A 25,140-nucleotide genomic window follows, 5' to 3' on the forward strand; every position below is an offset into this window, starting at 1 on the left:
GCGAATTTGAAATCTTCCCTACCTCCATTACTACAATACTAAAGCTGCTTAAAGTAGGCTGCTCAATCCGTGCGTTTTATTTTATGGCATAACGCAGAATAGTGAATTACCTGCGTTATAAAGTTGTGCCGGCGTATATTCCGCGCCGAATAGGAGTAGTTTAATTAACTAAAATGTAAGGAGCTGGATTTTAACCATAGCGCGGATATTTCAAATTTCGCCTTGTAAATAAAAACCAGGCGATACAAATTACCATAGAGATGAACTTTGAAAAATTAACTATAGTAGAAAGCGACAGCGAACTATCCAACTTTGCGAGGGCGCTGGCAATACCCGTTAGAATAGCCATTATCCGCATTTTGATCATCAATGGCACTTGGGTAGCGCCGGATGTTTTTGCCGAGTTGCAATTGGGCACCGTAACTATCGACAGGCATTTAAAGGCCATGGTGCTTTTAAAGATAATTAAGGAGAAGCATTATAACCGTAAAATTTATTACAGTATTAATGAAGCTATTTTCATCAAGATATCAAACGAGTTTATGGCCTTGTTTAATTTTTTCAAAACATCCTGCGTAAAACCAGAATAAGGTAATACAAACGCTACCTTATTCTGGTTTAGGAAATACCGCCAGGCTCTCGTGCCCGTCGGCATCAACGGCTTGCACCGCAAAAAAATAATTATCCTTTGAATATTCAAGCGGAGCCTGGGTGCCGGTTACGTAAAATTTCTTTTCCCAGTAGGGGCTTGTGGTTTCGCGCATTAAAATGTAGTAGCCTGCAGGTTTATTACCTTTTGGCGCGGTCCATTTTAATTTTGTTCTGTTGGTTAGTTCGGTGGTTAGTACGGTTACATGTTGAGGTTGGCCGGGCGCCAAAGCCAGGTTGGCCAATACCGATAAATTCATCCGGGCCACTTTCTGGATATAATTATAGTCGGCAAAATCAGGCAAGTCGCCATATTCTACGCCATTCTCTTTACGTACGGTTTGATGCTGCCGGTTAAAGTCTTCATTCATTTCGGTAAATCTTACCGCGGCAAAACCCTGTTGTAAAAACGGTACATGATCGCCACCGCGTAAAAAGCGGTCGCGGCGGTAAATCAGTTTTACATCAAGCTGATCAACATAACGCTCGCCGGTTTCTTTAACATAGCGGGCCAACTGGCGCGATGGGCTATCGTTTTCGCCGCCGTTATTAACCAGCTTCCTGATGGCCAGGCTGGCACGGCGTGTGGCTAAGGTGTCCTTTTCGGGAGCCAGGTCAACAGATGGTACGCCTTCGCTAAAAACGCGGATATGGGTATTATCCTTCAGGTCGTTCTCCATGCCGTGCGTATTGCCAACAATATCATTGTTCAGCATGGCATCCACATTCCAATTTTCATCTTTGGCGTGTTGGGCAACATGGGCCGATCCGTTCAACCCTTGCTCTTCACCGGCTACAGCCATAAATATAATAGTTGCCGGAAACTGGTGGCTGGCCATTACCCGCGCAATTTCCATCGAAACGGCTGTGCCCGAGGCATCATCAACAGCGCCAGGCTCAAAAGAGTTGGCATCCATAATGTTATTAACGCGCGAATCATAATGTCCCGAAACGATGTAAACCCGGTTATCGGCTGGATCGGTACCTTTGAGTATAGCAAGTATATTTTTAAGCTGGGTAGGTTTATCAACTCGGCCACCGGCAGATTGTATAAAACTATCAAACTGGACATTCATCCTCCCGGTAGATGCGGCTGCGTATTTTTCCATCTCGGTTTTAATCCAGTTACGCGCGGCGCCGATGCCCTCGGTTTTGCTGGTCGTATCGCTTAAAGTATGCCGGGTTTTAAAGCTTACCAGTTTACGTACAATAGCTTCAATGTTTTTACCCGATACCTCGTCAACCATTTGTTTTATTGCTGCGTCTTGTTTTATAGTGGTGGTTTGGGCTTGGCCGTAAAAACCAAGTGCAATAAGTAAAACTGTAAGTATGATGTTCTTTTTCATTTGCCTGGAATAAATTGTGCCTTATTGCTCGATAGCTAAGTGTATTAAGCACAAAATATAAATTTATGCGCTTATTAACGAATTTAACAGAATAGGGGATAGGCAAGTTGATTATCCCGCTAAAATGGTTTAGTACCGATAGGTGGCCATCTTAACCTGTGAGATACAATAAATTTGGGCGACTGGCTAATTTAAATTTGTAAAACTAATGTATTAGTTTTAACTTCATGTGATGATGACGCAGATTAAAGAACTGACCCGTGCCGAGGAGCAACTGATGCAGATACTATGGCAGTTAAAAAAAGGGTATGTAAGAGATGTAATTGATGAGTTACCTGAACCCAAACCGGCATATAATACAGTTTCAACCATTATCAGGATACTCGAAACGAAGGGCTTTATCGGCCATAAAGCTTATGGTAAGAGCCACGAGTATTTTCCAATCATCAGCAAAGAAGAATATCAGAACTTTGCCACAGAGAAACTACTGAACGGTTATTTTGATAATTCGGTAAAGCATATGTTTTCGTACTTTGTTAAAAAGGAAAAAATTGATTTGAAAGAGGCCGACGAAATTATAAAGCTGATTGAAAAACTAAAAAACAAATAAGCAGGATGATGACCTGGTGGCACTATTTACTGTTGGTAAACCTTTACCTTGCACTATTTTGGGGCTTTTATAAAGCGCTTTTGCTAAGGGAAACATTTTTCCAGCTAAACCGGGTCTATCTAATTGCATCATCGCTGTTATCTTTTATTATTCCTCTCGTTCAATCGGAGTGGCTGCGCAGGCTTTTTATCACCCAAAGGGTACATCAAACCATTTATGCGGCTGTTAATCCTCAATTGATATACCAGGTTAAAGCGGGTGAAAATACGGTAATCACCCTTGGGAATATTTTTATTGCCATTTATATAGCAGGCGCTGCTATTTTATCAATCAGATTGATTTTTCAGTTATCGTTGCTCAAAAAACTTGGACACCATGCGCAAGATGCCCCGGCGTTTTCTTTTTTTAAAAAAATACACGTATCGGAAGAGCTGGCTAACCGGCACACTATTTTTGAACATGAAAAAGTACACACCCGGCAATGGCACTCCGCCGATGTTTTGTTTATTGAGATGGTGATGATCATCAACTGGTTTAACCCGGTAGTGTACCTGTATCGCCGTGCTATTAAACACGTGCACGAATTTATTGCCGATAGGAAGGCCATAGAAGCCGGAACACCCACGGCCGATTATGCCTTAATGCTATTAAGTCAAAGCTTTGGGGTGGATGCCCACCAACTCACCAGTAATTTTTTAAACCATAGCCTGCTGAAAGAGCGGATTATGATGCTGAACCAAGATGATTCAAAACGAAGAGCCTTATTAAAATATGGTTTATCGGCGCCGCTTTTTGCAATCATGCTTATTTTTTCAGCAGCAACAATTAACCACAGTAAATTGATCGGCGTGATCAATAAGAAAACCGAGCAGGCTTTTTCAATTAATGCCCGACAGATTGGCCATCAGATATCCGGTGGCGAAAGTACTGTATCTATCGCCGGGTCCTCAATAAGCAAACAGGCGTTGCGCAGTAGTAAAGGCATCTTAAAAACTAAAGGTTTAATTGTAATAAACCCGGATTTCCAGCATGGCCAAACCAAGCCCGGGCAAAGCCAGACAACTCAGGTCCAGTCTGTGATTCAGGAAGTTGAAAGGGAGGGAAGCCAAAACGGTATACAAACATTGACCGTAGCAGGTGGGCAGCCTGCAGAAGCTCGTGTTGCGCCAGCTTCGGATACGGTACCGGCCCGTTTTAAAACCAGCTCGCAGAAGGTAATGACCTACAAAGCCCGCAGAGATTCGTTAAACACCGGCGGAGCAGCACGGCAATATGTTTCAGCAGAAGTAATATCCAGTCACGAGCCAATTATTTTATTGGACGGAAAGCCATTAACCAAAGCAGAAATGAATAGTATAAAGCCCGAAAATATTGAGAATATATGTGTTTTTAAAGGTGAGTCGGCCAGGCAGTTTGGCGAAAATGCGATTCAAAACGGGGCTATTATAATCAGAACAAAGGGACTGAAAAACCTTTAGCTATAACAAAAACTTTTCTTCAAAAATTCAGACCGCTATATTTTAAAGAAATAAATATTTTTGTAAATTAAATTTTGATAATTAATGCAATAAAAGTAATTTTATATGATAAGCTTAAAGGCTTGAATCAGGTAATACCTATAAGTACCAGCTAAAAGGTTACCTGTTTAAAGTTTAAGGTTTAATAAGATTTAATTGTTAATTTTTTTGGGGAAAGCCGCCCGGTGAAAAACCAGGCGGCTTTTATTTGTTGGTCGTGTTAGTGGGCGTCTACAGGTAACTCCACGTTTTTCTTAAATGGTTGCAAATAAATAAGCGGTATGCTGAAAAGCATAATTAAACCGGCAATCCAGTAAGCGTCGTTATAAGTTAACAATAAGGTTTGTTTAATTACCTTGCCTTCCATGGCCTGCATAGCCATACGCGATGCATCAAGCATACTGCTGCCTTTGGCCATAAACCCATTGATCAACGCTTGCCTTTGCTGAACAAATGGTGTGTTGTACGGGTTTATATTAGCAATTAAACTGGTACGGTGGTAGCCTTGGCGTACATGTATAAGTGTTGTTAAAGCCGCTATACCGAACGAACCGCCCAGTTGTCTCATCATATTATTTAAACCTGTTCCCTGCCCTAATTCGGGGCCCTTAAGGTCTTGGATGGCTAAGGTTGTTAAAGGCACAAATAACAGCGCCATACCAACGCCGCGGATAACTAAAGGCCAAAAGAAATCGCCGGTACCCGATGCCAGGGTTGAGTGGCTTAGCATGGTTGTAAATACAAAGAACAAGATCATACCGCCTGTTGCCATAAACTGCGCAGGAATACCCGCCTTTAACGCTTTGCCAATAAAAGGCATCATCACAATAGTACAAATACCGCCCGGAAATAAAATTAACCCGGTTTGCTGCGCCGAGAATCCTAACAGGTTCTGACAAAATATGGGGAATACAAATACAGATCCATAGAGCCCGAACCCGAGCACAAAGGACGTAAACATACCCACTGCGAAGCTCCGGTGCCGCATAATCTTGAAATTAACTATCGGGAACTCAAACGTAAGCTCTCTCCATAAAAAGAAGAACAAGCCAAATATGGCCGCAATGGTAAGTATCAGGATATAGGTTTTGGCAAACCAATCTTCACTTTCGCCTTTTTCTAAAATGGTTTGTAAGCTACCTACCGCAACGGCAAGTAAGCCAATACCCCACCAATCTACAGGTTTGCCTTTAGCATCTTTAGGTGTTTCTTTAACAAAAGTTACAGTAAGGAAAGCTGCCAGGGCTCCCACCGGAATGTTTACATAAAATATCCACGGCCATGCAAAATGGTCGGTAATGTAACCACCGATGGTTGGGCCAACAGTTGGGCCAAATACAGCGCCCAAGCCAAAAAGCGCGGTAGCTGTACCAACTTCTTCACGTGGCCAGGTTTCTATGAGTATAGCCTGCCCGGTTGATATCAAACCACCACCTGCAATACCCTGTATGATACGGAATATTACCAGCTCATCTAAACTTGTAGCATTACCGCACAAAAACGAGGTAATGGTAAATATAATGATGGATGCCAGGAAGTAATTTTTTCTGCCAAACCGGCTGCCTAACCAGCCCGACATAGGCAATACAATTACGTTGGCTACGGAGTAACCTGTTACAACCCATGCAACATCTTCGAGAGTGGCTCCCAGGTTACCTTGAATCTGGGGAAGGGATACGTTCACAATCGTGGTATCAATAAGCTCAAGCAGAGCCGCAATGATAACCGTGATGGTGATGATCCACTTCTTAAAACCTGTTTCTGCCATTTTACTTAATTTTTATATATTACAGATGCTGTTACACTCATGCCGGGGCGTAATCTTGCCATAATCTCGGGAGTGGTTTTAATTTTGATTTTAACAGGGATACGTTGTACAACCTTTACGTAGTTACCGGTAGCATTATCTGGCGGCAATAACGAAAACTTTGCACCTGTAGCAGGCGAAAAATTATATACTTCGCCTTCAATTTTTTCGCCGGGTAAACCATCAACTTCAACTTCAACCTTTTCGCCGCTCCTTAGGTGCGCAAGCTGGGTTTCTTTAAAGTTAGCTGTGATGTATAAGCTGTTATCATTAACTACAGAGAACAAGGTTTGGCCAGCCTGAACCAATTGGCCTTTTTGCACATTCTTTTTAGATACGATACCCGAAGCAGGTGAGGTGATATCAGTATAGCTTAACTGTAATTTGGCAAAATCAACATCGGCCTGTTTAGCGGTAACACCTGTGTTGGTTACGTTTAACTGGTTACGTGTGCCTTTTACTTGCTCTAAAGCTGCTTTGTACTGGTCTTGAGCTGCCTGGTAGGCTGCCTGTGCGGCATCGCGGGTAACTTGCGCCTGCTCAAATTGTTGTTGTGTTATCGAGCCATCCTTTACCAGGTTAGCATAACGGTCGTAATCGCGTTTTGACTGTAATAATTTTACTTTAGCGGTTTCAACATTAGCCTTAGCGCTTGATGAGTTAGCAGCCGTTGTGTAAATCTGCGATTGAGACACGCCAATGGTAGCGCTCGCGCCTTTTTGAGCGGCCATCGCCTGCTCTAATTTTACCTGGTAATCGCGAGGGTCAATCTTAACCAATAACTGTCCTTGTTTTACGTGTTCGTTTTCTTCAAATAGTATGCTATCCACATATCCGCCAACGCGGGCAACTACCGGGCTGATATCGCCGTCAATCTGGGCATCATCAGTATCCTCGTGCTTGCTGAAGTATATATATTCTTTTACACCAAATACTATACCGGCAATTAATAATAAGCCTAATATAATGGGCATTACCCTGTTTGGTTTTTTTGTGGTTGTTTGTTCTACTTCTTGTGCCATTGTGTTGTTTATTTTATTTGTTCAGTTTTCCGGTTGATTTCAATAGAGTATAATAAGCCAGGCCAGCGTCGGCTTTAGCCAGTTCCAGGTTAATTTGCGCCTGGTATAGTAAGGTTTGCGCATCCACACGGTCGGTTACCGAGGCCACATTACTTTTGTATTTTGATTCGAGAATTTTATTATTCTCAGTAGCTTGTGCAATTGATGTTTCTAACAATTTGATCTTATCCTGTGCTGATAGATAATTTTGGTAGTTACGGTTAACCTCGTTTTTCAAATTATCTACGGTTACAGATTTGTTGATCAACGTTTCTTCGCGTTGGATGCGGGCTTCGGTTACCTTGTTTTTATTGTTCCATAACGAGCCAAAGTTCCATGATAGCGTTGCGCCTATGGTAACAGGATCAATAAAGCTTCCGCTTTGCGGGATTGGATTGGCAACAGCATCGATATAATACATATTGGCGCCAACACCTAAGGTAGGCAATTTTTCTGCCCTGATGTTTTTAATGTTGATTTCGGCAACCCTGTTTTGCAAATCAAGTTGTCTCAATTCCTGGCGGGTGACCATAGCGGTATCCAAATAACCGCTTAACGGTAACAAGGTATGGTTGGCTTCGTTAATGTCGTCAATTTTAATTTCGGTACTTTCGGGCAGCCCTAATAAAATATCCAGGTTATAATTGATGATTTTGCGATTGCTTTCCAGGTCGATCCCGTTCAGCTGGATATTTGATTTTTGCAGCTGGAAACGTAAAACATCGTTTTTAGTAACAATGCCCTGGTCGAAGAAACGTTGTGCCTGGGTTAATTGCTGATCTACCGATGTAATGTTCTGCGCTACAACTTTCTGGCTTTGCAATACCTTGTATAAATTATAATAAGCGCTAATTACATCGTAAACTATCTGGTCCTTATCTTTTTCGGCATCTAAACGGGCCACCTGCGTAAGTAACTCGGTTGATTGCTGTGCATATTTAAGGCGCCCGCCACCAAAAATCGTTTCTTGTATGGCAACTGTACCTATGTAAGCATCGGCGCGGCTGGGTAAAGTCAGGTTGGTTGGGCCAAGGCTTAATCTATTGGCCGGTATTTCGGCGTGCGAGTAGCCATAGCTTAAGTTACCGGTTGGCAGCGCTTTATCTTTAGCCTGGTTGTATTGAGATACAGCCCTGTCGATTTTTGATTGAGATAACTTAAGCGTTTTGCTATTTTCGATACCTAACTTAATAGCTTCGTTGATGGTAAGGGTTTTATCCTGCGCTTTGGCCTCCCGGGATAGGAGCAAGCCAAAAAACAGCAATAAAACACCATACCTTTTTAAGGTTTGAACCCTATTTTTGAATAAATAGTGGTTTGTGGTTTGATTGATGTTGTTTATCATTGTTCTGTTACTAAGTAAGATTTTATAAGTTTTTTCATATATACTTTCATCCTCGGCTTGATATTCCCTTCTAAAAAGGCCTCGTCGCTAATATCATGCCCAATCATCAGCGAAGCGATATGGGGCCAATTAATAATATAATTTTTGGTTCCGAATATGGTCATGATCGTAAATTCCTGATCGGTGTCCGCATCAAATAACCCATTATCAACGCCTTCCTGAATTATTTTTTTAAATTCGAGTATATTGGTCATCAATATACTGGTCATTTTATCGGTCAGGTCTGTCCGTTTGTTTAACGAGAGCTCCCTGTTGATCAGTTTTTGAAAACAACTGTTGGTAATAATACGGTCAACATAATTATCTATACAGCGTTCCATCTTATCCCAGGCCGTAATACTGTCATCATTTCCAATATTTTGCAGTAAAGTTCTGAAAGCTGATATTTTACGTTCAAATACGGCCAGGTATAGTCCTTCTTTTGAGCCGAAATAATAATTAAGCATAGCCATGTTTACACCTGCTTCGCCCGAGATCATCCGGGTTGAGGCTCCATCATAACCAAGTTCAGAGAAAACTTTCTCCGCTACATCGATGATGTGGTCTTTCTTATCTATTTTATCTTTATCCATTGCTAATATCCACCACAAAATTAATCAAACGATTGATTAATTCAATTACCTGAATGTCATTATTATGTAAAAGCATTATTAACTATATAGTCATTTGTTTTGTGGGTTATCTATTTTTCAACAAATAGGTCAATTGTTTGCGATTTTGGCATTTTTATAACGGATTTAACCGGTAATTCTAAATGCCTTACTGTAATTCACACACATGTTACATAAGTAAAATCAGCGGTTACAAACAGTTTTTATTACCTTTCATCATTTTATTAATAAATATGAGGTTATATAAAATAGTATGTGTGTTTTTGCTGCTTACGTCGGCAGCCTGGGCACAAACGGCGCCACGGGCGGGCATTGCCGATATTAAACAGGCATTTAAAAAACTGAATGTTTTAGGCAGTGTATTGTATGTGGCCGCCCATCCGGACGACGAAAATACCCGTTTGCTGGCTTACCTTGCCCAGGAGAAGCATTACCGCACCGGTTATTTATCATTAACCCGGGGCGATGGCGGGCAAAACCTGATTGGTAACGAGCAGAGTGAACTTTTAGGCCTGATACGTACGCAGGAACTTTTAGCTGCACGCCGCATGGACGGTGCCGAACAGTTTTTTAGCCGGGCTAATGATTTTGGCTTTTCAAAAGGCCCCGATGAAACTTTAAAAATTTGGGATAGGGAAGAGGTACTGGGAGATGTTGTTTGGGTGATCCGCAGGTTTAAACCCGATGTCATCATCTGCCGTTTCCCCACTACTGGCGAAGGCGGGCACGGGCACCATACATCGTCGGCTATACTGGCCCAGGAAGCCTTTACGGCTGCCGCCGACCCCAAACGTTTTCCGGAGCAACTGGCATACGTGCAACCCTGGCAGGCCAAACGCCTGTTATGGAACACCTTTAATTTTGGTGCCGCCAATACCACCGCGGCCGACCAGTTTAAAATAGATGTAGGTGTTTATAATTCATTATTGGGCAAAGGCTATGGCGAAATTGCAGCCGAGAGCCGGTCTAACCATAAAAGCCAAGGCTTTGGCTCGGCCAGGCAACGCGGCGAGGCGATAGAATATTTTAAAACCATACTGGGCGATGCGCCGCATACCGACCTGATGGATGGCATTACCACTACATGGAAACGGGTTAGCGGAGTTGAGGGTATTGATGCCAATATCCAGATCATCAACAAAGAGTTTGATGAAAACGCACCCGAGAAGTCGGTACCGGCTTTAGTGAAGGTATTGGCCAGGGTTGAAAAAATATCCGGCAGCTACTGGCGCGAACAAAAAACCAAAGAGTTGAAAAATTTAATTGCCGCCTGCGCGGGATTATGGTTTGAAGCCTACAGCACCGAGGCAAGTTATGCCCTTGGTGATAGCATTAGCATCCGGTCGCAAATCATAAACCGTTATAGCAACCGGGTAAAAATTAACAGTATCAGCATAGCCGGTACTACGCAAACTTTGGCCACTGTTGTTCCGGCAAACCAGCTGCAAACATTTGATAGCAAAACTATCGCCGGTAAATTAACACAGCCTTATTGGTTAGAAATGCCACGGAGCTTAGGGTCGTACCATATTGCTTCGCAGCAACTGGTGGGTAACCCTGAAAATCCGGATCTGCCAAAAGTTGAAGTTGAATTTATTGTTGAAGGCAAGCCCATCCGGCTGGAACGCCGCATAGTTTATAAATATGTTGATCCGGTGCGCGGCGAAGTATACCGCCCTATTGAAATTGCACCGCCCGTAACGGCTAATATTGATAATCCGGTTTATATTTTTAAAGATAACCAGCCACAGAATATTTTGGTGAAAATTAAGAGCTTTACCCAGGCAGCTGGCAGCATAGCGTTAAGAGCACCGGCGGGGTGGAAGATCTCTCCTGAGAAAATCAATTTCACAGGAAAGAAAAAGGGCGACGAATGGACCGAATCCTTCGCGATAACACCTGCGGAAACTCAGCCTAAAACTGATGTTTTACAGGTGGTAACCACCTGTAACGGGAAAGACTACAGCATGGCTTTGCAGCGTATTAGCTATGAGCACATCCCGGTTATAACCCTGTTTCCGCCGGCGCAAGCCAAGCTGGTAAAGCTTGATCTGCAAACGCCGGGCAAAAACATCGGCTACATAGCCGGAGCCGGCGATATGGTACCCGATGCTTTAAGGCAGGTTGGCTATAAGGTAACCTTGCTGCATGAAGAAGATATGATGAAAGGCGACTTATCCAGTTACGATGCTATTGTTACCGGCGTTAGGGCTTATAACATCAATGATCGTTTAATTGTAGAGCAGCCCAGGCTAATGGAGTATGTAAAAAATGGCGGCAACCTGGTGATCCAGTACAATAACAACGCTGGCTTGGTACTTAATAACATTGGCCCTTATCCGTTTAAAGTAGTTAACCAGCGCGTTACCGACGAAAATGCCAAAGTTACCATCCTCGAGCCTAAAAGCGCCTTGTTAAATTATCCCAATAAAATAACTGGAAACGATTTTGACGGTTGGGTGCAGGAGCGGGGCCTGTATTTTGTAAGCGGGGCCGATGCCCAATATCAGGCGGTACTGCAAATGAACGACCCGGGCGAAACGCCAAATGCCGGATCGCTCATTACAACCAACTATGGCAAAGGGCGCTTTACCTATACCTCGCTTTCGTTTTTCAGGCAGTTGCCTGCTGGGGTGCCCGGGGCATTCAGGCTATTTGTTAATTTATTGAGTAAACCCAACATTAATTAAAATATTAAAAACTGAAATACCTTTGGCATCGTATGTCGAGTAATAACGTCTATCTATAACCATAAAATTAAACATCACGTTAAACGCAACTCTTTTGTTTTTAAGCGCGCCCGATATTACTATTATACTGGTTATCGCGTTGGTACTCTTTGGCGGAAAAAAACTTCCCGAACTGGCCCGCGGCTTAGGCTCGGGGATCAAAGAATTTAAGGACGCTACTTCGGGTGTTAAGCCTCTATATGATATCCCTAAGGCCGCCGCCTTACCAGCGGTGCCGGAGGCCAATGAGCACCATCCGTTGTAAACTTGTTTTCTATACTCCCTTCAGCGTTTTCCATATTTCCGCATCTTTTCTTTTTTGCTTCTTTTTTCTTTTACCTCAAGCCGCCAATGTGTTTAACTTTCTACCGGAGTCCGGTGTTCCAATGACTTGTGCCTCCTTTCCTGGTTATAGAAATTGATTGCCACTTTATCCCCTTAAATAAGCCCAGCCCGTCTTCGGCTGGTTGTAAAAAACGTGTTCGTACCTCATTGTGCTCTCCATTCTACAAATCGTTTCATACTATTTTAAAGTTGGTGAGAGATTTTTTAATATTCTAGATAACAAGCTTGTGTTACTTGTTATTATTTCGGCATCAGCTTCCATCCCATTTTTTATAGTAATTGACTTATGTTTTGGCAAATTTTGAATCTTGAATTTAACTGTGGACATGAAAATACTATCCTTCAATGGAACGTCAGTTATAAAGTATATTTTCCCTCGCACAATACCATATTCTTGATAGGGATAACCTTTTAACTTTATTAGAACATCCTGACCAGCTTCTACCTTTCCCATATTAAATTGAGGTATTGGCATTTCGCCAAAAAAATCCTGGCTGCCAGAATGAATATATAATAATTCTTGACTTGGATTTACAAATTGATTTTCCTGTAAAGCCAGTGAAAAAATAACTTTTCCGGACTCTGGCGCACATAATATATATTGGCTTTTCCAGTTTTCAATGTCACTTATTAAGCTATTAAGACTTTGCAAAAAAAGTGTTTTTGACTCGCCAATATGGCGATCTATCTCCAAAATCTCTTTTTGCTTAGTAGAATAATCAGAATAGTTTGTGAGAATTGAGGATTTTATTTGAGCTACTGGAACTTGGCTAGAAAAGAATATAGCTTCCTGTCGGTTTAACTCCATTTTAGCTTCTACTTTTTGTTCAAAAAGCCTTTTATGCATTTCATATTCTTGAGTCGCTAAAGAAACTTGTTTATCTTGTAGTGCCTTTTGACTGGTTAAGTTCTCGCGTTCCTTTAAAATATCTGAAAGATCCTTTTGCAAAAGGGATCTTTGTTTTAAATAAAATCCATTTCCAGTTGAAGCTTTATATGTTAAATATGACTGATAAAATATCTCATAATTTTTTTGCAATTCGCCTAATTGATATACTTCCGAATCTGGCAAAGCCAAAAATGTGAAATATCGAGTTACTAATGCATTCTTCTGTGCGACCTTGAGCTCGCTTAAAAGTTGGAGAACACTTTTATGATCCGCTGTGCTTTCAATATATCCGAGGGGTTGACCACTAATTACATCTTCATTTTCTTTTACAAGAAGCTTTATTAATTTACCCGAAACCCTCGGTGAAATCGATTTTGGTGCGTTCAAGGAATTAATTTTCAACTTGCTTATGATGACATCTGGATAGCTAATGAATTCAGACAGAGCAAGTATTAAAACTAAAATTGCAAAAAATACGATCATGCCCCACCGTATTAACCATGAGGGGGGCGCTGCGATTATTTCGTCTATTTCCTCGCTGTGATGGGAAAGAATGTTATCAGATTCAGTTTTCATGACTATGAATTTAGGATCCTAATTCAAGTTGGTTTTTAACGAGACCGTGATATTCTCCTTTAATATTATTTAATTCCATATGTGTTCCTTGTTCTATTATTCGCCCCTTAGACAATACGATAATATTATCCGCATTTCTCACCGTACTCAAACGATGAGCGACCACTATCACCGTTCGCCCAGTGAAAAAATCTTTAAGGTTGTCCATGATGACCTTTTCGTTGTTCGCATCGAGAGAATTTGTGGCCTCATCAAAAAAAATATAATGCGGATCTTTATATACAGCTCGGGCAATAAGTAATCTTTGCCTTTGACCTTGACTAATGCCATTCCCACCAGACCCAATCTTTGTGTTTAAGCCTAATGGTAAGGCTTCGATAAATTCTTGAATGTTTGCGACCTTGATAGCCCTTTCGATCTGCTCTGGGTTGGGGTGATCATCCCCTACGGCGATATTCCCAGCAATCGTATCTGAAAAAATGAAGCCATCCTGCATGACTACTCCACAGGTTTTGCGCCATTCTTTAAAACTTATCTGGTTTAAATTAGTGTCACCTACTTTGATCTCACCTTTTTCTGCTTGGTAAAAGCGTAAAAGCAATTTTAAAATAGTAGTTTTTCCGCTGCCACTCATGCCTACTATCGCTGTGGTTTTACCTTCAGGAACTTGAAGGTTTACATTTTCCAATATAGGATCGTTACCAGCACCAGGATATCTAAATGTTAAGTTAGAAATTGAAATACTTTTATTACTTGGAAGATCGTACACCCAATGTTTATCAACTGACTCTTCATCATCCAATCCGTGAACTTCATTCAACCTTTCTAAACTTATTTTCGCATCTTGATAGCCTTGCATTAGGCCGAGCAATTGTTCAATAGGTGAATTTAATTGGCTTGCCATATATTGAACCGCCATCATACCCCCCAAAGTCAGATTACCTTCAATCACCGCTTTAGCGCTTATAAAGGTTATCAAAATATTTTTCCCCTGATTTATGAAACTAGATCCTGCTTGCTGATATTGACTCAAGGCCAAGCTTTTCACACTATATCTGAATAAACGTGCTTGTATACTCTCCCAATGCCATCGTTTCTGTTGTTCGCAATTATGTAGTTTAATTTCTTGAATTCCGGTAATTAACTCAACCATATTACTTTGATTATTGGCAGAATTAGTAAATTGTCTTTGATCGAGTTCTCGGCGGCGTTTCATGAATATTAGGATAGCCGAGGTATAAAGGATGGTACTAACAAGAAAAATGAGTAGGATCTGAGTATTGTAAAAAGCAACAACAACGATGTATAAAGCTAAATTCAAAAGCGAAAATAAAGTATTGAGCGTCGTTCCAGTTAAAAAAGATTCTATGCGTTTATGGTCATTCATCCTCTGCATAATATCACCGGTACGTTTACTTTCAAAAAAGCCCATTGGCAGTCGCATTAATTTCGCAAGGAAGTTTGTAAGAATGGATATATTTATTCTAGTTGTCATATGTAGCATTATCCACGATCTTATAAATCCAACACTCATGGTCCCCAAGAACAACATTATTTGAGCAATGAGTATAATGTTGACAAAACTTAAATTGCGGGTATTTATACCTGTATCAACAATCTGTTGAGTCAATAATGGAGCAATTAACTGAAGGATGCTTCCTATAGCCAAACCAAAAAACAACTGTATTATGAGTCTTGTATATGCGCGTCGGTAATTGAATAGTACTGTCCAATTAAGGCCTGTTTTTTTGTCATCTTCTCCCTCATAAAATTGTGGGGTGGGCGAAATAAAAAGAGCGATCCCGCTATTTTGTTGTGTCTTACCGAACCAACTATCGACAAATTCTTGAGCAGTAAATTTTATAACACCGAGGGCGGGATCAGCTATATGGTATTTACCCTTCTTTTTTTTGTATAATATAACGAAATGTCGTTGCTGCCAATGAAGAATACAAGGTAAGACCGCTGTATTAAGTTGCTCTATGTTGACTTTGGCTCCAAGAGTTCGAAAACCTATTTTTTCAGCCGCCTCGCTAACACCCAATAATGAAACACCGATTTTATTAATGTTAGAATATTCTCTTAACCGTTGAATTGAATAATTGCGACCATAATATTTGGCCAACATTCTTAGACATGTCGGGCCGCAATCCATTTGATCGTGCTGTTTGTAGAAAGGAAATGCTTTCAAGGGCTTATTTATTAATATTTATCAGAAATATATCTTTGATATTGCATGAAGATCTATATTATACTTACGTCATTTAGTGCAAATCTCGAATTTTCGAACTTGACCGTATCCCTCTGAATTGACAACCACCACTTTTTTTCTCATATTCTCTTCCATTATCGATCTTGTGTAAAAAAAATGATCAAATGTTAATAGCTCTTTTAAAAGTTGTTGGTCATCAATAATATAAAAAATCGAACCTTTTTTTGATTGAAAACCGTAATGGCCATTTATTCTCGTCTTTACTAGACGAGCGAAAAAGCCTCTTGATCCAGAAAGACGAATAATGTCATTTTGCTCGTTCCAAACGCCAAATTGCCACCCGGGAGTCCTAACCGTATATTCAAATAAACTTTTATTTGGTATGTAAGACGATACGAACCGTCCTGATACAGCAGCGTAATTATCAATAATTGATGCCTTTTTGTAATCTCCATTATTATAAAGAAATAATATTTCCGATTCAAAAGGTGACTTATAATTAATATAAACTTTAAGATCATCAGCGTTTTCTTCAAATCGCTCATCGTCAGAATGAGAAATGAAGTTTAAGAAACTGAGGTCTTCTATCAGAGTTCTTTTTACACCGATTAGTTCCAATCTATTGACAAAATCATGATCTTCAAAACCATGCCTATCCATTTTTTCATCAAAGCCGTTTACGGCCTTAAAATCAGCTGTCCTAACACAAACTTTAGCTAATACGTCCGGTTTCGCTGCGCAAAGCAGGCTTTCTCTTTGAGATTTAATTGGTGTCAGTACTATATTTTCATCTTCGTTAAACTGCTCGTTAACATAGGTGGCAAATTGTGGACCGGCATAATAGTCTGCCCATATATTACACAAGATTTCTCCTTGAGCCAAATTAAAAGCAAGATTTTTGGCGTGGCTCGGATTCCATTGAGTAGGTTCAACAGTTCTATAATATTTTAGGATCCCATCAGAAATATACTTCTGAAAGTTCTCTTTTACCCACTTTTCCATCCCGTCATTGGAGTTATAATCCAATAGTATATATTCGAGCATTTGATAATCAGAGTTATCAATAATATTTTGTAGCAAAGTTTGTTTTAAGTGGTGTAACCGGTTCATCGATACTATGCAAATCGAGATTTTAAATTTCTTTTTCATCATGGTATTTTCTTAACGATTGTTCAACAATATATCTCAGGAGATCTACCTCCTCGGGAGTAAGTGACAAACTTTGGTTTATGAAGCGCTCAACTTTGTATTGGACTTCGAAAAAATTATTAACTTGTTCAAGTTGTTTAGATATGAAATCCTCACAAAGGTCCACCCAGTTCATAAGCCACTTCGGAAAGGTAACATGTGTACCATTCATGATTTCCCGAGTAATTTCATTAAGTGCAATCTCCGATTCGAGGAACTTTGCTTTTATACATGAAACTTCTGGATAAGCACGCAAAGGCAAACGACCATTAAACTGTTGAGCGAGATTCAAGGCTTTGATGAAACCAACATTCAAATAAAATGCAAGTGTCAAAATCAATTCATTATCAATTTTTTCGTTAAACATGGCATCAAGAATGATTTTTGAAAATTCTCGTTTAAAAAAGTCATCTAGCTGTGTAGTAGGCAAATGATTGTAAAGCCCATATTTTATCGAATTAACCGGGAAAGGCATAAACAATCTATTAGGACCTAAGGTGTTTCTTTTGTTGCTTGACTCGGTAAGCCCAAAATAATTTTTGAAATAGCTATCCGTATCTTTAGCCAAACGGTAAGCTTGGGTATTTCTTGTCAGTAGAGCTAATCGGATATTTGATCCACTCAAATAATTGAATTCGACATTAAAAGCTATTATAAAATTATTTGTACCCTGATCATTGGATAAATAGGGCATTATGCCATCTTTAAAGAGCCTTGACCACTGGGTTATACAGCAGAACAAGGAAATGTTTAACCAGATCAAACTGTGTTTCATATATTACAAGTAATTATAATACCTACTTTGGAATCGTTTTAATTCTCGGATGCGACATTTTTTAAAGCGCATGGACCCTGTACGAAATCTATGAAAGTCATGGTTGCGTTTCTTGTAAGTATTTCTCCAAATACTGGTCTGAAGGGTTGAGCTTTATAATTTGTCCTATTTTGTTGACTAAAATTGTGAATGGGATGCCGGTGATGTCAAAAAATTTAACATCTTTTGATTCAAAGGCTTTTAGATCAAGATAACTCGGCCAATTGACCTTGTGTTTTTTTACTGCATGAACCCACTTATTGTAATCATTGTCTAGAGAAATTGAGAGCAATTTAAAACCTTTACTCTTATACTTCGCCTGTAATGACCGCATATAAGGTAATTTTGCGACACATGGTCCACGCCAGGAAGCCCAATAGTCAATAAGATAAATGTTTTTTTTGAACCTTATAGTTTGCATTTTTTTATGTCCATCATATAGAACTATGCGTGGCATTAATGTCTTCTCGAATGATGTTCGAAATAATAGGGATTGGAAATTTTTGCCTTCCTCAGAGTTCTTTAGCCTGTTGGAGAAAAATGGAAAAATCTTTTTTGCCATTTCAAATACTTGAGGTGTATACTTATAAAGTTGTTTTAGGGTTAAAAATGTATAATATGAATCGGGATAATTTTTTATAAAAAAAAAGAGGGACATGGCAGAGCAGGAGTCCTGTATATCCATCAATTTTGAATATTTATGCGTTAACCTTTCATTCTTATTTTCATATTTAAGAAGGCTATCCTGAAAACGTTCTCTGACAACTTCTATCGAATCAATTTTTCCTTTTGCAAGAGTCAACCATTGATTTTGTTTTGACTCGACTTTTAATGTTTTATATAGGTAATCACTCCCGTCGGCAGTGATCATGATCTCTCCTGTATCAACTATAAAACTTGCATAGTTTTTTTTTGATCTAAAAGCAATTGAATAATACATTAAATCAGTGAATTTACCTTTGAAGATACATTTTCCGTTAACCAATTTAGTCGAGTCTACCCTAACTATTCTTGATCTGTCTAAAGCGCCACCCGGAGCATCTGCGAGGTATACAAATTCACCGTTAGAATTCGAAATGTTAACTTTAATAGAGTATTGAAGTTGAGCTTTGCTTGAAAGTGCGTTTAAAAGTATGGCTATTAAAATGCCACTATATAATTTCATTGTGAATTTTTTTTAGTATAAATGAGTGCAAGGAGGCTGCTTTTTAAGACACCCTCCTTTGCATTTTAATTAAGCACAGGTCTTTTTGAGACTGTTGTGAGTTCCAACGCATTCACAATAACCCTGATAACCTGTACAAGTACCGTCACAGTTAGTAATTGACGCTGATTGACCAGATGGACAACCGGCAGAACAAGAAGTTCCGCTTCCCCCATAACCACCAGTGATCTTTTTCATTTGCTCCTTAGTTAGCATTCCTGAAATACCTTCTAGGCTTAATTGTACCTTTTTCATTGATTTTCATTAAATTTGCCTCTATTATCGGGTTTGGCTTTCCCCGTTCCTGTTTTACCGAAGACAGGCATCTTCATTGTTGGCCAAACAATTTTTTGATGTCATCGTGTATACCACTTAAACAAGGTATTTTAAGTCGAAAGGTTGATAGTTTCGAGGAAGCCTATACCCGTTAATAAATATTGCAGGTGTGGCAGTAATTTCGGCTGTAGCACACCATTCTCTTTGAGCGTCCAGTGCTTTATCTGACTGTACTATTTCACCAGCCGGGTGTTTTCGTGCCCAAGCTTGAAGATCCTTTTGACTACCATTGTACCAGTCGTCAACTGCTTTTTTCAATATAGGCGTGTCATCATCGCTTTTTTGTAACGATAGCAGATGTTTGGCAAAATGTAACTTAGGATCTTCTTTATCTTCGCCGACAGAAAATATGATCTGTAATTTTATATCGCTTCTATCAGGCAGCCACTGATCAAACTCTCTGTGGGCTTTTGCGCAAGGCTGGCAAAATGGATTGGAGACGATCGTAATTGTCGTTTTTGCTAAGGGTTCTCCTATAATAATAGAGTTGTTTTTATCCAATAGACCGTACCTACCTTCGTCTGACAATAATTTATTAAAAACAGCAGTATTGTATTTAAATGACCTTAATTGATTTTTGACAGGCCGTAATTGCTGAGACATTTTCAATAATGGTTTGACAAATACCCATAGCAAAATAGGTAAAGAAAAACTGATAGATAATGGCTGAAATACAGAAAAAACGTTTCTATAATTCCCTATTCTTAAATAAGGCATAAAAGAAAAGAATTCAAGCCATAATAGTGCTTGTATTGTACAACAGAGCCTGCACCATTGTTTTGCAACTCGCCATTGGTGAAAAATCGAATAAAATGTATAGGGTAGACTAATTATATTTATAAGGGCCAATATGGATACCAAGTCATTATTATCACTATTAAATAACAAAGCCAGCCAAGACCCGGCAAAATAAAAAAAACCTATTTCCGACCAACTTAAGTACTCTGAGATCTTCGCAGCCTCAGATGTTAAAATTGCATTACAATTATTTTTGTCATTATTACTACAAAATATTTCTGTGAGTGGATTGGATATATTGAGATTTTGCGTAAGTAATATAATGCATATGCAAAGACCAGAGGTCTTAAAAATCGCGAGTGACAAAATAGGTAATGCAAAAGTTGAAAAGATATTTGTATGCCAATCCAATAGAGCGATTATAACGAGTAATGTTGCACATAGAGCAAGCGGCATTCTTAAACTGTTTACTAATTCCAATTTTTTCCGTTGAATATTCTCTTTCTCTCCTGAGTTAATTTCCTTTTCTGCTATCAGAATAGTACCACCATATATCAACTGAAAATTTTCGATACTTAAGGTTTCAAAGATTTTTCCGTTTGAAGATAATTTGACATTTTGTTCGTTAAAACCGGTAATTAATACAAACTCCTCCCGAATAGTATATGCGATGAAGGGAGTAGGGATATGGGCCGCTCTCAATTCGTCAAAAGCTAAGTGATAAGCTGCGTTAGGCGTATTCCAAGATGTCAATAAGTCGCTGATTGCCAATAAACTATTGTATTCAGGATGTCTACCTATCTCTTCTTCAATGGTTTGTCGCGTAACAGGAATTTTTAACTCTTTTAAAAGCGCTATAATTATTTCTTTTACATTGTCCTGGTTCATATTAATTTAATTGTGCGTTGGTAAGGTCGGGTACTTGTTGATGGGAATTAGGTCTGGTGGTAGGTTCAAAAGTTTAAAGTTTCGGACATCGATTCATATATGAATATTTTTGATTGTGGATACCGGGCTAATACAAAAGCATCAGTTTTAGATTTTTCTTAAACAATTCAATATCCACCAACATATCGGCAGTAAAAAAATGTTCGTCAGCGTCTAATGGGTCGCATATTTGATGGTAATAGTTGTGGCACAAACTATTGGACATATACCAAAACACGAAGCTTTGCTTGTCCCCTGCGTTAGTTTTTCGTTTGTGAAATTCAAAAATTGTTGAGCCCTTGGGCATAAAAAGCATATTGGTCATCCCGGCACCATGAGTGCTGATCAAGCACTTAGCATTAGAATAAATGGAGATCTGTTCTAAGAATGTATAATCTTCGTTGTAAACCACAGTGAAATTATATCGCGCCAATTCTGCTATTACCTGATCTTCATTTATTATTTTTCTACGTCGAGACTTTCGTCGACTAAGTAAAATCCTGTCTCCTAAGTCGACATTAATTTTGATCGTTTTAGTATATTCCGTGAAGATATTTTTTAATGAAAAGAGAGTTGCCCTGTTAAAACTGGCCATTGTTGGTTTTAATTCAGGCATGAATAAATTGTTAACCAACACGCTTTTCCCAGACGGAATATGAAATACTCCTTTTAAATTAAAAGCTTCTAATGATTTTAACGCAGAAACGGGAAGTTCACCCAGAGGCGGTAATAACAAGATCATACTGGAGGATTCTTGCCTGACCATCCATAAACGGGGAATTGCCTCGGTAATCCAATGATAATAGTTTCTGAACCAGGGATGATGTATGACCAAATATTTTTCATCGTCATCTAATGTTATTAAATTATTAGGATCTTCTTTTGCAGAATGATAGTACTGAGATGCAATATTCAAATGCACTTGAAATTGATGTTCCATAGTATGGTGACAACATGTGTCTAGTCCTGAAATAGGTTTACACATTAAATAAACCAAAAATGGAATATAAAAATGTGTCAGCAATCCTTTATGATCATAATGAAGGAGGATTAGGTTACCGTATATTAGCAGCGAAGTACGGAATAAGCCGTGATCAAGTACATCGTATTGTGATGTCAAAACATAATAAGCCAAAAAAAGCCAGAGAAATAGTCCGGGTGGTGAAGGAAGAATTACCGATACCTGATGACATAAATCTACTGAAAAAGGAATTACGCGAGGCGCGGCTAAAGATCGAGTTGCAGGATTTTATGCTCGATATATCCAGTAAGGAGCTCGGCATCGACCTGCGAAAAAAACATGGCACCAGGCAGTCCAAATGAAAATGCAAAGTTGCCCACGCGGTCTTCGTGGGTTTTGCAGACTGCTTGGTCATTCACCGCAGGCGTACTATCAGCACCAGAAATTGTCAGGCAAAAAATCGCTTGAGGAGGACCTGCTTATCCAGCAAGTACTCTATCACCGTACTTTTCAGCCTCGGCTTGGATGCCGGAAACTGCATGTGATGATGGAACCATTTATGGAAGGTCATGACATGTATATATGCAGGGATCTGCTTTTTGACTTGTTGCGGGAAAATGATTTACTGATTGTAAAGAGAAGGCGCAGTCAGCCCCAAACAACAGATTCCAATCACTGGATGAAGAAATATCCCGACCTTATAAAGGACATCAGGTTAAGCCGCGCGGATGAGTTATGGGTAAGTGATATTACCTACATACGTCTGAGAAAGAAGAAGTTCGCTTACCTGAGCCTGATAACGGATGCTTATAGCCGTAAGATTGTTGGCTTCTGTATGCATATTGATTTGTCGGCAGAGGGGCCGCTGACAGCCTTGGAAATGGCGTTAAAAGGGAGGGCAAGCGATAAGCCATTAATACATCATTCCGATCGTGGCTCACAATACTGTAGCGACGGCTATGTAACCTTATTAAAATCTAATACTATCAATATCAGCATGACCCAAAGCGGCAACCCCAAAGACAACGCTATTGCAGAAAGAGTGAACGGGATACTTAAACAGGAGCTGCTTGAAGATGCTTATTCGAATAGTAATCAAGCGCAGTGTTCGGCAAAAATAGCCATCGATATTTACAACCGGATGAGGCCGCACAGCAGCGTGGATATGATGACACCGGAAAAGGCGCACACGCAAACCGGCCCGATCAAGCGCCGGTGGAGAAATCTGCTTAACCATCCGACAGCAAAAGTGATGGCATAGCTTTTAAACAAAAAGAAAGGAGATAACAAAAAGAAAAAAAGAAGCAAAAAAAGAAAAACGTGTTGGAATATGGAAAACTGAAGGAGTTTCCCACATTCCAACACTACAAGCAAACAACAACAGTTATTCTTTATCTTTATAAAACTGTAAACCCATTACAGGACTAAAATAAAGTGTAAACTTGAAACAGGATTAATCAGTAAAATGTGTAAACCTTTTTCAGGACGTGACAATGCTTTTTGGAATCCATTTTTTGAACAAACTAATCCACAGCTGGTTATAAATGCATTCTTGAAGCGCCGTACCTTTAAGTGAGGTAATCTGTACGTTAAGAATGGTTCAAATAAATGTACTTCAGCAGGCGAAACGTTTAAAGGCAAGTTGACTTGCGTTATAGTATTCATCACTTTTAATTAGTATAGGTTATCCTCTAAACAATGGTTTGGACTTGTGTTAAATACAAGAAGCTTTATCAGCAAATTACACTTGAATATTTTTTTAGCCTATCGAAATATCCCCCATCCATCAATTTTTTTGATACCGTTCCGGGAAAATGGATATGGCAAGGCTTACTGCCTGTTAAGTTGTTTATTATCCTATCTTCAGAAAAACTAATCTCTTTGTCCAATCTTGCTTTTTCTTGAACACACATCATTTTAAGTTTTTCTGGGTCTTTAATGTCCCTTTTGAACTCGTCAATATTTGATATCGTTATCGACGTATTAAAAAATAGCTCACCACTATGGTCCAATTGTATGTTCGCGGATTCATTTTGAAAAACAAGGTTCCAGTAGTATTGGTTACTCCAAAAATAAGCGGGATTTTTACCGATTTCAAAAATCGGATATTTCTCATATAAATATTTTAAATACCCCGCGCGACCAATGAAAGCACCGCTATTTAAGTACCTAAAATGCACAGACGGAGCTGGATAGTTTTTTTCCATACTTTTGTCTGGCCAACAGTTCACTTCTGCTGAAAAAAGTAATGGGCAATTGAAATGATTGAATTTGTCAATGATTTCCTTTTGTTCAGCTACAAAAACTGCATCTATTGCATCGGTAAAAAGAATAATTTCGTCATCAGCGAACTGTGTTAAATGAGTATTAAGTAACGCATCCTTAATACGATTGGAAAAGTAAACATCGCTATAGTATAACGTAGTGGCATCAAGATGATAAAATTCACAGGATGCTTTTAAAAAACTTAAGTAACTTGTATTTTTTAAATCCGACGCTACTGTTATGACTTTCATCCGCTTTTAATTGTTAGTTACGATATTATTATTAAACCTTATGCATTTTATTTTGTATGATAATCCAATAGCATTCTCATAGTCAATTGAGTGCTTTGGTATCTTGTATATTTGTCGTATTATATATACTTATCGTACTTGATTTTTCTACAAAGACAGCAGGTGTAATTTCTCTTTTTCAATTTAGCGATACTTGACCTCAAGTATTTATAGTTTTGATTATAATTGGTTTGGCTTCCCTTGAGTATGCCGGGAAGAATCTATTTTACCCCGATATTTATAATGTCAAATATCTGCTTGATCTTTGACATTATCTACTTCATATGTATAATTATATATAACATATGTTTATTTTAATATTGTAAAGTATTAAAACATTGCTGGAGGCCCCCTGCAGGGCTTTAAAAAATAAGCAATTTTTTGTTGTAGCTGTGTTACGATTCTGTACACAAACGTGTGTATTATCACCCCAGGAAATAGATAATACCCATCACAAAAGTTTGTGACGCATTGGCAATACTTGTAGTATGAATTGTGATGTTTATCAAGAGACTACGGCAGGGCAGTCGCCTGCAGGGGTGCCCGGGGCATTCAGGCTTTTTGTTAATTTGTTGAGTAAACCCAACACTAATTGAAAACTGAAACGCATCGGCCATCGTATATTAAAGAAATACCATCTATCTATTACTTTTTAAATTAA

21 protein-coding genes are annotated in these 25,140 nt (G+C 39.3%); 7 read left to right on the forward strand and 14 right to left on the reverse strand.

Features of this window, described 5'->3' with window-relative positions:
- Window positions 1-260 precede the first annotated feature (260 nt).
- Complete coding sequence (locus tag MUCPA_RS17040; protein ID WP_008508057.1) at window positions 261-590, forward strand: ArsR family transcriptional regulator; 330 nt, start codon at window positions 261-263, stop codon at window positions 588-590.
- 18 nt (window positions 591-608) lie between these two features.
- Here the strand turns inward: MUCPA_RS17040 and MUCPA_RS17045 are convergent, their stop codons facing one another.
- Window positions 609-1,994 carry a M20/M25/M40 family metallo-hydrolase gene (locus MUCPA_RS17045; RefSeq protein ID WP_008508058.1) on the reverse strand — a complete coding sequence of 462 codons (1,386 nt, stop codon included), beginning with the start codon at window positions 1,992-1,994 and terminating at the stop codon, window positions 609-611.
- Between the two features lie 235 nt (window positions 1,995-2,229).
- Between MUCPA_RS17045 and MUCPA_RS17050 the strand changes: the two genes are divergently transcribed.
- Together MUCPA_RS17050 and MUCPA_RS17055 are read left to right on the forward strand one after the other, a co-directional pair.
- The gene (locus MUCPA_RS17050; protein ID WP_008508060.1) at window positions 2,230-2,604 is read left to right on the forward strand and encodes a BlaI/MecI/CopY family transcriptional regulator; all 375 of its coding nucleotides are present in this window, start codon (window positions 2,230-2,232) and stop codon (window positions 2,602-2,604) included.
- Between the two features lie 5 nt (window positions 2,605-2,609).
- Window positions 2,610-4,082 (forward strand): M56 family metallopeptidase, encoded by a 1,473-nt coding sequence (locus MUCPA_RS17055; protein ID WP_083839353.1) that lies wholly within the window; start codon window positions 2,610-2,612, stop codon window positions 4,080-4,082.
- A gap of 259 nt (window positions 4,083-4,341) precedes the next feature.
- Here the strand turns inward: MUCPA_RS17055 and MUCPA_RS17060 are convergent, their stop codons facing one another.
- Genes MUCPA_RS17060 through MUCPA_RS17075 form a run of 4 tightly spaced genes read right to left on the reverse strand, consistent with a single transcriptional unit; the run spans window position 4,342 to window position 8,966 of the window.
- Window positions 4,342-5,889, reverse strand: coding sequence for a DHA2 family efflux MFS transporter permease subunit (locus MUCPA_RS17060; protein ID WP_008508063.1), 1,548 nt, complete (start codon window positions 5,887-5,889; stop codon window positions 4,342-4,344).
- Window positions 5,890-5,894: 5 nt separating this feature from the next.
- A complete protein-coding gene (locus MUCPA_RS17065; RefSeq protein ID WP_008508065.1) occupies window positions 5,895-6,950 on the reverse strand; it encodes an HlyD family secretion protein in 1,056 nt (351 codons plus the stop codon).
- Between the two features lie 13 nt (window positions 6,951-6,963).
- Window positions 6,964-8,334, reverse strand: a complete 1,371-nt coding sequence (locus MUCPA_RS17070) for a TolC family protein (RefSeq protein WP_008508067.1) — start codon at window positions 8,332-8,334, stop codon at window positions 6,964-6,966.
- Window positions 8,331-8,966: a TetR/AcrR family transcriptional regulator gene (locus MUCPA_RS17075; RefSeq protein WP_008508069.1), complete on the reverse strand. Its 636-nt coding sequence runs from the start codon at window positions 8,964-8,966 to the stop codon at window positions 8,331-8,333. The genes MUCPA_RS17070 and MUCPA_RS17075 overlap by 4 nt, the downstream gene beginning before the upstream one ends.
- 272 nt (window positions 8,967-9,238) lie before the next feature.
- Between MUCPA_RS17075 and MUCPA_RS17080 the strand changes: the two genes are divergently transcribed.
- Together MUCPA_RS17080 and MUCPA_RS37095 are read left to right on the forward strand one after the other, a co-directional pair.
- Window positions 9,239-11,695 carry a PIG-L family deacetylase gene (locus MUCPA_RS17080; RefSeq protein ID WP_040627595.1) on the forward strand — a complete coding sequence of 819 codons (2,457 nt, stop codon included), beginning with the start codon at window positions 9,239-9,241 and terminating at the stop codon, window positions 11,693-11,695.
- Between the two features lie 94 nt (window positions 11,696-11,789).
- Window positions 11,790-11,999: a Sec-independent protein translocase subunit TatA/TatB gene (locus MUCPA_RS37095; RefSeq protein ID WP_008508072.1), complete on the forward strand. Its 210-nt coding sequence runs from the start codon at window positions 11,790-11,792 to the stop codon at window positions 11,997-11,999.
- A 258-nt stretch (window positions 12,000-12,257) separates the two neighbouring features.
- Here MUCPA_RS37095 and MUCPA_RS17090 read toward each other — a convergent pair whose 3' ends face one another.
- The 8 genes from MUCPA_RS17090 to MUCPA_RS17120 all read right to left on the reverse strand — a co-directional run bounded on the left by MUCPA_RS17090 (window position 12,258) and on the right by MUCPA_RS17120 (window position 21,903).
- Window positions 12,258-13,544: an HlyD family secretion protein gene (locus MUCPA_RS17090; RefSeq protein ID WP_008508074.1), complete on the reverse strand. Its 1,287-nt coding sequence runs from the start codon at window positions 13,542-13,544 to the stop codon at window positions 12,258-12,260.
- Between the two features lie 10 nt (window positions 13,545-13,554).
- The gene (locus MUCPA_RS17095; RefSeq protein WP_008508076.1) at window positions 13,555-15,735 is read right to left on the reverse strand and encodes a peptidase domain-containing ABC transporter; all 2,181 of its coding nucleotides are present in this window, start codon (window positions 15,733-15,735) and stop codon (window positions 13,555-13,557) included.
- 69 nt (window positions 15,736-15,804) lie between these two features.
- On the reverse strand, window positions 15,805-16,908 hold the full coding sequence (locus MUCPA_RS17100) for a glycosyltransferase family 2 protein (protein WP_040626091.1): 1,104 nt from the start codon (window positions 16,906-16,908) through the stop codon (window positions 15,805-15,807).
- Entirely contained in the window at window positions 16,889-17,638 is a 750-nt protein-coding gene (locus MUCPA_RS17105; RefSeq protein ID WP_040626095.1) for a hypothetical protein, read from the reverse strand. The genes MUCPA_RS17100 and MUCPA_RS17105 overlap by 20 nt, the downstream gene beginning before the upstream one ends.
- Window positions 17,639-17,816: 178 nt before the next feature.
- The gene (locus MUCPA_RS17110) at window positions 17,817-18,923 is read right to left on the reverse strand and encodes a TlpA disulfide reductase family protein (RefSeq protein WP_008508081.1); all 1,107 of its coding nucleotides are present in this window, start codon (window positions 18,921-18,923) and stop codon (window positions 17,817-17,819) included.
- A gap of 69 nt (window positions 18,924-18,992) precedes the next feature.
- On the reverse strand, window positions 18,993-19,217 hold the full coding sequence (locus tag MUCPA_RS37800) for a hypothetical protein (protein WP_157543934.1): 225 nt from the start codon (window positions 19,215-19,217) through the stop codon (window positions 18,993-18,995).
- A gap of 117 nt (window positions 19,218-19,334) precedes the next feature.
- Window positions 19,335-20,924, reverse strand: a complete 1,590-nt coding sequence (locus tag MUCPA_RS17115) for a vitamin K epoxide reductase family protein (protein ID WP_008508083.1) — start codon at window positions 20,922-20,924, stop codon at window positions 19,335-19,337.
- Window positions 20,925-21,051: 127 nt separating this feature from the next.
- The gene (locus MUCPA_RS17120; RefSeq protein WP_008508084.1) at window positions 21,052-21,903 is read right to left on the reverse strand and encodes a glycosyltransferase family 61 protein; all 852 of its coding nucleotides are present in this window, start codon (window positions 21,901-21,903) and stop codon (window positions 21,052-21,054) included.
- Window positions 21,904-21,962: 59 nt separating this feature from the next.
- Here MUCPA_RS17120 and MUCPA_RS17125 point away from each other — a divergent pair, with 59 nt between their 5' ends.
- Entirely contained in the window at window positions 21,963-22,286 is a 324-nt protein-coding gene (locus MUCPA_RS17125; RefSeq protein WP_008503961.1) for a hypothetical protein, read from the forward strand.
- On the forward strand, window positions 22,283-23,185 hold the full coding sequence (locus MUCPA_RS17130; RefSeq protein ID WP_008503962.1) for an IS3 family transposase: 903 nt from the start codon (window positions 22,283-22,285) through the stop codon (window positions 23,183-23,185). The genes MUCPA_RS17125 and MUCPA_RS17130 overlap by 4 nt, the downstream gene beginning before the upstream one ends.
- A 472-nt stretch (window positions 23,186-23,657) precedes the next feature.
- Here the strand turns inward: MUCPA_RS17130 and MUCPA_RS17135 are convergent, their stop codons facing one another.
- Entirely contained in the window at window positions 23,658-24,440 is a 783-nt protein-coding gene (locus MUCPA_RS17135) for a glycosyltransferase domain-containing protein (RefSeq protein WP_008508086.1), read from the reverse strand.
- Between the last annotated feature and the right edge of the window lie 700 nt (window positions 24,441-25,140).

It is taken from the genome of Mucilaginibacter paludis DSM 18603 (assembly GCF_000166195.2).
GTDB lineage: Bacteria > Bacteroidota > Bacteroidia > Sphingobacteriales > Sphingobacteriaceae > Mucilaginibacter > Mucilaginibacter paludis.